Genomic DNA, 8,738 nt, shown 5'->3' on the forward strand with positions numbered 1-8,738 from the left:
TACAAAATAAAGTCCCTTTGGTTATAAATATGACAAACTTGTGACATTTTGTCGAAAGCCATTGTAGAATTTTGTCGAATTTTGCGAGTGATATTATACAGGCAATAATATTTTTCTTCCCCCACCAAAAACAACAATCCCCGCCAAATCTCATTTTATGTAGAGCTTACATTCTCCAAACGTTGATATGAAAAGGTTTGCACAGTGTGTTAAAATTTGTTAATAAAAGAAAAATAATTTAATTGACGGTTATTGGAATCGCTGGTATTATAAAACCAATAAGAGAATTATGTCGAATAATGACGAATTAATAGATGGGAAAATGAGAGGAGATTATTAATTATGAAATCTACTGGTATTGTACGTAAAGTTGATGAACTTGGCCGCGTGGTTATTCCAATCGAACTAAGAAGGACTCTTGGAATTGCTGAAAAGGATGCATTGGAAATTTATGTTGATGACGATCGCATCATTCTTAAGAAGTACAAGCCTAACATGACTTGCCACATCACTGGTGAAGTTTCTGACAACAACATCACATTGGCAGGCGGCAAGCTAATCCTTAGCCGTGAAGGTGCAGAACAACTTCTTAAAGAAATTCAAGGTAACTTCGAGCCTGTAAAAGCATAAATAACAATAGTAAAGAGGGTGCCCAAAGATATTCATACTTTTGGGCACCCTCTTTACTTTTATTAAAATTTGGCCGTTGATTTTCCGTTTCAGTCACTTCGCTTTCCGCGGGGATGGCGGTGAGCCTCCTCGTCGCTATTCGCTCCTGCGGGGTCTCACCTGTCCATCTTATCCCGCAGGAGTCTCGTGCCTTCCACTCCAATCAACTCAGGTTTAAATATATGATTTAATCCTAAAATTAAACTATTTTATTCATCTATATGATACGCCTGGTATACTTCCCGCTTTTGCATGCCTCTGTCTTTTGCTGTTTGTTTGATTGCGTCCTTGGAGTTCATTTGTTCTTTTGAAATGTAATGTTCGACATGCTCATTCAGGCTTAATTGTTCCCACCATTGGTTCTCTTCTTCAACAATGGAATCTGCTGAGGCTCCTTCCATGATCAAGACAAATTCGCCGCGGACTTCTTCCGCTTCTGTCCATGCCAGTGCCTCAGAAATCGTTCCCCTAAGAAATTCTTCATATTTCTTTGTCAGTTCACGGCAAAGGACGATTCTTCGGTCACCAAGTGTATCTAGCATGACGGACAGCGTTTCCTTAAGCCGGTGGGGGGATTCATAAAGGACAATGGTTGCTGTTTGCTTTGCCAGCTGCTCAAGTTCCTTCTTTTTATCCTTTTTTCCTCTCTGGAGGAATCCATAATAATAGAAGGGTTGCGGCACGATGCCAGAAGCAATCAATGCAGTCAGGGCGGCATTGGCCCCTGGCAGCGGAACAACAGTCAGGCCCTCAGCAATTGCTTCTGCCACCAGTTCGGTACCCGGGTCGGAAATGGTCGGCATTCCGGCATCACTCACAAGCGCCACTTTGGCCCCTTCTCTGATTCTCTCGATCAACTTATGGCCGCTGCTTTCCTTATTATGCTCGTGGTAGCTGGTGATGGGCGTTTCAATCTCAAAGTAATTGCAAAGTTTTTTCGTATTTCGCGTATCTTCTGCTGCAATCAAGTCCGCTTCCTTCATGATCCGGAGTGCCCTGAAGGTCATGTCCTCGAGATTCCCGATCGGCGTCGGAACCAGATACAGGATCCCTTTTTCCTCTTCCCGTTCAAAGCTCTTTTGCTGCTGCATTAAAAACCACCCGTTCCTCTTCGCTTATTTGCTTCCATAAAGCATCTCTTTCACAACCGGGGTATACTCATTGTTCTCATCATAGACAATCAATGGCTCGAGAATTTTAAGGTCCGGACTTCCATCCTTGATTGCCTCTACGAGCAAGGTGTTCGCTTCCTTCCCGGCCTTAGGATAGACAAACTGGATCCTTTTCGGTTCCAGCCTGTATTTCCGCATTATTTCTATAATATCAATCAGCCTTCCGGGACGGTGGACAAATGCGACCTTGCCTCCCTGCTTCACAAGCTGGCTCGATGACTTAACCGCATCCTCCAGCGTGCAAAGGATTTCATGACGTGCAATCGCCAAGTGTTCATTCGCATTGATTTCTTCTCTTGAGGGGGTCGGAAAATAAGGCGGGTTGCAGGTAACGACATCATATTTCTCATATCCGAGCTGTTTAGGTGCATCCTTGAGGTCTCCATGAACCATCTTCAGCCGTTCGCCAAGCTCATTGTATTCAATGCTGCGGACAGCCATATCATACAGCCGCTCCTGGATTTCCACTCCGGTGATTTCCCCTTTTGTCCTCGCGCTTAAAAACAGCGGAATCACACCATTGCCGCTGCACAGGTCGACAATCCGCCCCTTTTGGATTGGCACCCATACAAACCGTGCAATCAGGACAGCATCCAGGGAGAAAGAAAACACATTCGGACTCTGGATGATCCGTAAATCCTCTGCCAGCAAATAATCCAATCGTTCATCTTTACGTAAATTAACCATATGTAAATCCTCCAACATTGAAGCCTTATAAAAATAGCCTTCCCTATTAAGGAAGGCTGCCAATTATTTTTTATTAAGAAAGGACAGGCAGAACAGGCAATCTTCTTTCCGCGGGCTGCCAAAATGCAGGTTGCAGATGTGAAAACCTTCCTGATACAGGCGGGCAAGGTTATCGTAGCCTTCACCGATGTCGACTACATTCCGATCGCCCTGTTCCTGATTGCTTTTCCCCTTACCGCTTTTCTTAATGTTTGGATCCTTTTTACCAACGATGGTTTGATCCAGACGGCGTCTTAAATGCTCATTTTCCAGCTTTAAAGCGTTATTCTCTTCTAGAATTTCTGCCAAATGCTGTTTTAACTCACCAAGCTGACGGTATAGATCACCAATCTGCGATTCCATATTACTTACTGAGTCAAAAATATCTTTTTTATCCACCTGTTCCACCTCATTAATCTGTGGATGATTGCAACGATACAGCTCCTGCTTCCTGTATTTCCTCAAGTGTGTATTCCAGCACGCGTTCCTGGCCGGCTACATCGACTTGCATGACTCGTTCCAGGATGTTCAATCCGACAACCTTTCCAGGACCATCAGGGGTCACAATCATTTCACCCAGATCTGGCAGCTGTTCCTTCGCTGTTTCATACTCATCGTTCTCGTATTTCAAACAGCACATCAGCCTGCCGCATAGGCCTGAAATCTTTGTTGGATTAAGCGAGAGGTTCTGATCCTTGGCCATCTTGATTGAAACTGGATCAAAGTCTCCCAGGAACGTGGAGCAGCAAAGCATTCTGCCGCATGGTCCTATGCCGCCAAGCATTTTCGCTTCATCCCTGACACCAATCTGGCGAAGCTCGATCCTTGTCCGGAAAATCGAGGCCAAATCCTTGACCAGTTCCCGGAAATCGACGCGGCCGTCAGCCGTGAAGTAAAAAATGACTTTATTGCGGTCAAATGTATATTCAACATCAACAAGCTTCATATCTAGCTGATGTTCATTCACTTTTTCACTGCAAACATCGTACGCTTCCTTTGCAGCTGTTTTGTTCTCCTCGACAATAAGGCGATCCTTCTGATCTGCAATTCTGACTACCTTTTTCAGAGGCAGGACTACATCCTTTTCGCCGACCTGTTTACGGGGAGTTACCACTCTTCCGTACTCAACGCCCCTTACAGTTTCGACAATGACGAATTCGTCCTTTTGAATTGAGAGATCTCCGGGATCAAAATAATAAATCTTTCCCGCCTTTTTAAAGCGGACACCTACTACATCATACAAGTGTAGATCCCTCCTGCAATTTTAACACCAGCTCTTCCATGAGCAGCTGGGGATTCATATTGGCATGCAGCTTCCTCTTCGCCTCCAGAATGGCTGCCATTTGTTCGGTAAGACGCCGTCCGGATGTCTGTAATGCAAACTGTTCTAAACGTGAGCTTTCGTTTAGATATACAACCTGGTCCTTCTTGCCAAGCTGAATGTATAATAAATCCTTAAAAATAAGAAGTAATAAATCCAAACCTCTGTCAATCTGTTCTTTCTCTTTGAAGTGCGTAAACCAGTTTTCCTGAAGCGTGACCATAGCTTCAAGGGAATTCTTTTTCAGCACTTCATATAATTTTAACACTATTTTTTGTGCTTGTGCAAACCAATCATCATGACTTATCTCTAAAGCTTCTTCCAAATTATTCGTAAGCTGTGCCAACAGCGGTGCCAGTTGCGGCTGGATCCCGTTTGCGACCAATTGCTCTGCCATATTTTTGGGAGATAATGGCGTAAAATTGATCAGCTGGCATCTCGATAATATGGTCGGGAGCATTTTCTGTGACTGCTCGGTAATCAGCACCGCCACCGTACCCGGATGCGGTTCCTCAAGAAACTTGAGCAGACTGTTCGCCGCATTGGTCGTCATCCGATCTGCATGGACGATGGTATACAGCTTGTTCTTCGACTCCACCCCGGTTTTCGAGAATTCCTCCTGCAGCTGCTGGATCTGTCCCTTCTTGATCGACATGCCATCCGGTTCGACAAGATGAATATCCGGGTGGTTGCCATGGTTGATCCTTCTGCAGTTCAAGCAGGCTTCACAAGGCTTAAAGCCTTCTATAGGATCCAGGCAGTTAATGCTCTTGGCAAGCAGAAGACTCATCTCCTTTTTGCCCGTTCCCCTCATACCCTCAAACAAATACGCATGGGCGATTCGATTTTTCAGGATGCTGTTTTTAATCATCTTCAGAACATTCTGCTGAAGTCCCTCCAGCTCGTCCCATGTCTTTGCCAATGGAATCACTCACTTACGTATATAAATTGATCAACAGGCCTTTGATTTCCCCGATTCTCCCGAGGATATCGATCTGTTCATCCTTGTCATTCATTAACTCTTCCGTCAGTTCAACCAACTTTTCATCGATCGTCTCGACGAGCTTCAGCGAGCGGCCTTCTCCATACTGGTTCCAGCTGTGCGAATGCTTGAGCTCCATTCCAAAGCTGACCGTTTCTTTTACAAACTGTTTGACCAGCGTCTTGAACTTTGCCAGGTCCTTGAACGTCCGGGACCGGGCAAGCCTCTCACCGGCAGACTCGACTTCCTTCATTAATTGCTGAAGCTGCCCGAGCTGCAATTTGTGTTCCTGCTTTTGGACAAGCTCATTGAACTTGATTCCGCCCCCTGGCTGCTGTTTTTGATCCTGGCGTACTTTATCCATATTAAGGCGTAAATCCTGATTAATCTTCATCTCTTGCTAAACCTCCGGGCTTTCCCGTTAAAATTGGTGAAACTGTTCAACAGGCAAGACAAACACAGTCGCTCCGCCAACCTCGACTTCCACCGGGTAAGGAACATACGAATCCGCATTCCCGCCCATTGGCGAAACCGGTGCCACAAGCTGATCACGTGATTTACAGTTATCCCTGATGACTTCAAGTGCCTTTTCTACCCTGATGTCTTCTGTTCCTATGATAAAAGTGGTATTACCTGATTTTAAGAAACCACCTGTACTGGCCATTTTTGTCGCGCGGAAATTATGGTCTACCAATGCATTGGACAGACGATTGCTGTCCTGGTCCTGGACCACGGCTAAAATTAACTTCATTCATTTACCCCCTAGTAATATTTTAATTTTATTATCATGTCGTTTGCTTCCGTAACGTTTGTATCCTTATTATAACAGGATTCCTGGGACAACACATGATATAAACGTAAAATTCCATTGCCTTCCAGCCAGAAATATTCAGGAATCTTTGGACTTGAACTGATTAATGATCAATTGCATATGAACGATGCGTTAACATAAGTGTTTAGTTGTAATTCCAAGGAAATTCTTGATGTTAAAAAACAAGCCTGACGGAGAACAAGGCTTGTTTTTGTTGACTCATTTATTTATTCAATAACTCTTTAATTTTGGCTTCGGCTTGGTTGTATACGGTCTCCAGGTCTTTGGAAGCATCGATCTGAACAATCCTGTCCGAAAACCTATTTGACAGGATGAGATATCCCTCACGTACTTTCTGGTGAAATTCAAGCTTTTCCAGGTCGAGACGATTGACTTCGCGCCCTTTATTTTTATTGATTCTTTCAAGGCCGACTTCAGGGGCAACATCAAAATACAGAGTCAGTTTAGGCATCATATCCTCAATTGCAAATTGATTGATCGAGTAAACCTCGTCAATGCCCAGCCCGCGGGCAAATCCCTGGTAAGCTAGTGAACTGTCAACGAAACGGTCACATAGAATGATTTTGCCCTTTTCAAGAGCAGGTTTCACTTTTTCCGCAAGATGCTGCCTTCTCGCTGCTGCGTATAGCAAGGCCTCTGTCCGTGGATCCATTGCTGTATTTTCCGGATCGAGGATGACTTTCCTGATTTGCTCGGCAATCTCGATACCGCCCGGCTCACGGGTGGCAACCACTTCGAATCCTTCATTCACAAGATTCGCGGCCAGCATCTGAATGATCGTCGTCTTACCCGAGCCATCCGGGCCTTCGATCGTGATGAATATTCCGTTCTCCATTTAAATCCCCCAACTCTTATACACTTTTATTTCACCAGCATGCAACTTCTCGCCGCCCTGGATTTTTGCTTGTTTATTTCTCAAATATTGAATGACGTGGACATCATCATCTGACACCAATTCCCCTGGCAGGCATAGCGGAATACCTGGAGGATATGGAATGATTGATTCTGCACAAATTCTTCCCACTGAGAAGTCCAGCGAAACAAATTCTGTTTGCAGGCTGTCCATTTCCTTATAGCCTACTGCTAAAGTGGTCACCTTTTTATTCATTTGCCTGTATTCAGGCTGATTCATTCCATTAGGGATGCTGGCTGATGCCTCTGCGATTCTTTCCGCTGCCTCCCGCAAATCATGTACCATTCCCTTTTTTAATAAAGAAAGTACGAACAGTACATTATAAGGATCGGCTAACTCGGTAAAAATGCCCTTATCCTCAAGCAGCCTTTGAAGTTCGAACCCTGACAATCCTTTTGCCTGGATGGTCATTTTCAGCGGGTCATCCGCCTTAAGTATTTTTATCGTATCCAATTGGTCAATCCTTTGGCGGAATGATTCAATCTCATCCCGCAGATACGAAACATCTTCGTCTTTATATGTACCCAGATAACTGCGTGCCAAATCAAGGGACGCCATCAGCGGATAGGAAGGGCTGCTTGACTGGAGCGCCTGCAAATAAAATTGCAGCTTACTCAATGGCACCCGGTTCGTCTGATGATGGAGATAAGCTCCCATCGTCATCGCCGGCAAAGTCTTATGTGCGGACTGCACGACAACATCCGCTCCTAGCTCGACTGCGGATGGCGGGAAATAATCCCCGGCAATAAAATGGACACCATGGGCCTCATCCACAAGAACAGGAATATCATGTTGGTGTGCCAAATCAATAATTCCCTTCAGGTCGTACGTCAATCCATAATAATTAGGATACGTTAAAATAATGGCTTTGGCATCGGGAAATTGTCTTAAAGCCTCATCCACTGCCTCGGTACTTAGGCCCGCTGCTGCACCGTATTCCTGATTGTATTCAGGGCTGACCCATACCGGATTGGCTTTGGCCAATTTGAGCGCATTCATGACTGATTTATGGGAGTTCCGCTGCACCAGTACACGGTCTCCTTCATCAATGGCAGAAAGGATCATCGCCAGGTTTCCTACAGTTGACCCATTTATTAATAAAAAGCTCTTATTGGTATTGTACAACTCCGCAAGAAGATTCTCAGCTTCTAAAATAACACCCTCCGGAGAATGAAGGTCATCCAATCCAGTAATTTCTGTCGCATCCAGTTTTAAGACATCTTTAAAGAAAGCCTGTCCCTCATTTGGATAGACATCACCATACTTATGCCCAGGAACATGAAACGATATAGGCTTTTTTCCATGGTGGTTGACCAACTGGCTGTACAAAGGTGTTTTCGATTGATCCATAGTCTCACCTTAACAAATTTAAATTCATACTAATCTATTCTAACACTGTTCGTTAGCAAAAAAAATAAAAGCTCAAATTTGAGCTTTTAACTGTAAATGCCTGGTTTCGTCACTTTCCTTAACTTCTCCACGTAATATTTATATTTAGGATCACTCGTATCTGTCTTGATCATGATGCTCTCACAGTCCGTGCAAATAAAAGAAGTATACAGGTGTATGCCAGCACTTTTCGTCTGTTCGCAAATCACACATGTCTCCCCAACCTGTTTCCTTGCTAAAAGCGAACCCAAATCCTCCACCTCCGTACACCTATTGTTGCCAGGAACCCGACTTTGTATACAATTTTCCGAATAATATTTTCAAAAGTTTAATTGTTTTATATTTTATGATTGACATTCAATTTCCTTGTATGTCTTACAACAATTTAGGTTGGTTTATTATTTTCTGCAGGGAAAACAGAGGGACGGTTCTTGTGTTTTAATTGAAATGGAGGCTGGGGAACTACTTTTGAAGGCGCAGGGCACGTTTTTTTGCTTAATATAGATAAAATCTTGCTGGGTAATATGGATTTTAGAAGCTCAGCTTTGATTTTATTGCTTGATTACTAATTTTATCAACCACATCTGCGGATATATCGATCAACTCACTCATCTAGAACTTATGCCAGAAAAACTCTGAGAACCTGAGTAGAGAATCCTACACATAAAAAAAAGGACAGCCATAACAGCTGTCCTTTTTGGTGCCCGGCGGCGTCCTACTCTCACAGGGGGAAA

The 8,738-nt window shown here is 44.1% G+C and carries 11 protein-coding genes; 1 reads left to right on the top strand and 10 read right to left on the bottom strand.

Going from position 1 to position 8,738, the window contains the following annotated elements:
* The first annotated feature begins 342 nt into the window (after positions 1 to 342).
* On the top strand, positions 343 to 630 hold the full coding sequence (locus EJA10_RS19145; protein ID WP_125481637.1) for a transition state genes transcriptional regulator AbrB: 288 nt from the start codon (positions 343 to 345) through the stop codon (positions 628 to 630).
* A 248-nt stretch (positions 631 to 878) separates the two neighbouring features.
* On the opposite strand, the gene rsmI is transcribed toward EJA10_RS19145, so the two are convergent.
* The 10 genes from rsmI to EJA10_RS19200 form a co-directional block, all read right to left on the bottom strand.
* Entirely contained in the window at positions 879 to 1,760 is an 882-nt protein-coding gene (gene rsmI, locus EJA10_RS19155) for a 16S rRNA (cytidine(1402)-2'-O)-methyltransferase (protein ID WP_125481639.1), read from the bottom strand.
* A gap of 24 nt (positions 1,761 to 1,784) precedes the next feature.
* A complete protein-coding gene (locus tag EJA10_RS19160; protein WP_125481640.1) occupies positions 1,785 to 2,528 on the bottom strand; it encodes a tRNA1(Val) (adenine(37)-N6)-methyltransferase in 744 nt (247 codons plus the stop codon).
* A 63-nt stretch (positions 2,529 to 2,591) separates the two neighbouring features.
* Positions 2,592 to 2,966 carry a DNA replication initiation control protein YabA gene (gene yabA / locus EJA10_RS19165; RefSeq protein WP_125481641.1) on the bottom strand — a complete coding sequence of 125 codons (375 nt, stop codon included), beginning with the start codon at positions 2,964 to 2,966 and terminating at the stop codon, positions 2,592 to 2,594.
* 13 nt (positions 2,967 to 2,979) lie between these two features.
* On the bottom strand, positions 2,980 to 3,810 hold the full coding sequence (locus EJA10_RS19170; protein WP_125481642.1) for a PSP1 domain-containing protein: 831 nt from the start codon (positions 3,808 to 3,810) through the stop codon (positions 2,980 to 2,982).
* Positions 3,803 to 4,810, bottom strand: coding sequence for a DNA polymerase III subunit delta' (gene holB, locus EJA10_RS19175; protein ID WP_125481643.1), 1,008 nt, complete (start codon positions 4,808 to 4,810; stop codon positions 3,803 to 3,805). The genes EJA10_RS19170 and holB overlap by 8 nt, the downstream gene beginning before the upstream one ends.
* Before the next feature lie 13 nt (positions 4,811 to 4,823).
* Positions 4,824 to 5,264, bottom strand: a complete 441-nt coding sequence (locus tag EJA10_RS19180; protein WP_125481644.1) for a YaaR family protein — start codon at positions 5,262 to 5,264, stop codon at positions 4,824 to 4,826.
* Between the two features lie 27 nt (positions 5,265 to 5,291).
* A complete protein-coding gene (locus EJA10_RS19185; protein WP_023613337.1) occupies positions 5,292 to 5,621 on the bottom strand; it encodes a cyclic-di-AMP receptor in 330 nt (109 codons plus the stop codon).
* A gap of 283 nt (positions 5,622 to 5,904) precedes the next feature.
* Positions 5,905 to 6,537: a dTMP kinase gene (gene tmk / locus EJA10_RS19190; protein ID WP_125481645.1), complete on the bottom strand. Its 633-nt coding sequence runs from the start codon at positions 6,535 to 6,537 to the stop codon at positions 5,905 to 5,907.
* Positions 6,538 to 7,965 (bottom strand): aminotransferase class I/II-fold pyridoxal phosphate-dependent enzyme, encoded by a 1,428-nt coding sequence (locus EJA10_RS19195; protein WP_125481646.1) that lies wholly within the window; start codon positions 7,963 to 7,965, stop codon positions 6,538 to 6,540.
* A gap of 86 nt (positions 7,966 to 8,051) precedes the next feature.
* Positions 8,052 to 8,255, bottom strand: coding sequence for a sigma factor G inhibitor Gin (locus EJA10_RS19200; protein ID WP_125481647.1), 204 nt, complete (start codon positions 8,253 to 8,255; stop codon positions 8,052 to 8,054).
* Positions 8,256 to 8,738 lie beyond the last annotated feature (483 nt).

The organism is Mesobacillus subterraneus (assembly GCF_003937825.1).
Lineage (GTDB): Bacteria > Bacillota > Bacilli > Bacillales > Cytobacillaceae > Mesobacillus > Mesobacillus subterraneus.

What these genes read in the sequence shown, in the direction of transcription:
- EJA10_RS19195 (WP_125481646.1), bottom strand. Translation starts at nt 7,965, where the DNA reads ATGGATCAATCGAAAACACCTTTGTACAGCCAGTTGGTCAACCACCAT.
- EJA10_RS19160 (WP_125481640.1), bottom strand. Translation starts at nt 2,528, where the DNA reads ATGGTTAATTTACGTAAAGATGAACGATTGGATTATTTGCTGGCAGAG.
- EJA10_RS19185 (WP_023613337.1), bottom strand. Translation starts at nt 5,621, where the DNA reads ATGAAGTTAATTTTAGCCGTGGTCCAGGACCAGGACAGCAATCGTCTG.
- tmk (WP_125481645.1), bottom strand. Translation starts at nt 6,537, where the DNA reads ATGGAGAACGGAATATTCATCACGATCGAAGGCCCGGATGGCTCGGGT.
- rsmI (WP_125481639.1), bottom strand. Translation starts at nt 1,760, where the DNA reads ATGCAGCAGCAAAAGAGCTTTGAACGGGAAGAGGAAAAAGGGATCCTG.
- EJA10_RS19145 (WP_125481637.1), top strand. Translation starts at nt 343, where the DNA reads ATGAAATCTACTGGTATTGTACGTAAAGTTGATGAACTTGGCCGCGTG.
- EJA10_RS19180 (WP_125481644.1), bottom strand. Translation starts at nt 5,264, where the DNA reads ATGAAGATTAATCAGGATTTACGCCTTAATATGGATAAAGTACGCCAG.